At 73.0% G+C, this 810-nt stretch carries 2 protein-coding genes; one reads left to right on the top strand and one right to left on the bottom strand.

From position 1 onward, the window contains the following. Window positions 1-141 precede the first annotated feature (141 nt). Window positions 142-285 carry a hypothetical protein gene (locus tag ACFQ4O_RS17940; protein WP_378777783.1) on the bottom strand — a complete coding sequence of 48 codons (144 nt, stop codon included), beginning with the start codon at window positions 283-285 and terminating at the stop codon, window positions 142-144. Between the two features lie 180 nt (window positions 286-465). Here ACFQ4O_RS17940 and ACFQ4O_RS17935 point away from each other — a divergent pair. Next, a partial coding sequence (locus ACFQ4O_RS17935; RefSeq protein WP_378777781.1) for a hypothetical protein occupies window positions 466-810 on the top strand: 345 nt, incomplete at its 3' end.

Raw genomic sequence — 810 nt, 5'->3', positions numbered from 1 at the left:
GCAACCGCGGCGGAGGGGGCGGCGGAGGCGGCGGGGGCGCAGGCCGAACGGCCACCGGTTCGGGCGAGGGCGGCCCCGGCGGGGCCGGCCTGTGCGTGATCGTGTCTCTGGCGCTGTAGCCTCGGGCCTTTCAGCCCGGACCTACAGCCGCTTGAGCTGGTCGAAGCGCACGACCGTGATCACGAAGATGCCGGTGGCGTAGAGCATCACGCCAAGCGCCGGAAACCACGGCTCGTCCGCGAAGCGCATGTGGATGATCATGTAGTCGAACACGAGCCCGCACACCGCCGTCCATAACAGAAGGGCGAGGACGAAAACCCTGCGGTGGCGAAGACTGGGCATGGCGGGCAGAATGCGGCGCCGCGCCTATATGCGCCAGAGGGCGAGGCGTCGCGCCGTCCCGCCCGGCGCGCATATCTGCGCGAGCCCTCCCGTCATGGCGCGTTCATCAAGGGTTCAGCCCGGTTGAACATAGTCCCCCACATGATCCTCTCCTGTCTTGCGCGCGCGTTGGTCGGGCTCGGCGTCGCCGTCTGGCTGACGGCGACGCTCGTCGGCGCGTCGGCGCAGGACGGCGCGCGCGAGGACGGCCGCCCGCGCATCCTCGTGCCGGCGCCGGGCGCGGGCGAGTATCTGCGGATCCCGCCCTCCGCCGACGGCGGACCGGACGGGCCGTCCCCCGGTCTCTACAAGCGCGTGCCCCGGGAGGACCGGCCGGAGCGCCTCTCGCCCAAGGCTTTGCCGGACGACGGCGGCCTCGACGCCCCGCGTGACGGCGGCTGCCTGTCCGCGCGCGAGGCCCGGGACGCC

Source organism: Methylopila musalis, assembly GCF_042679725.1.
Taxonomy (GTDB): Bacteria; Pseudomonadota; Alphaproteobacteria; order Rhizobiales; family Methylopilaceae; genus Methylopila; species Methylopila musalis.
This window is presented reverse-complemented; position numbering and strand designations above follow the sequence as displayed.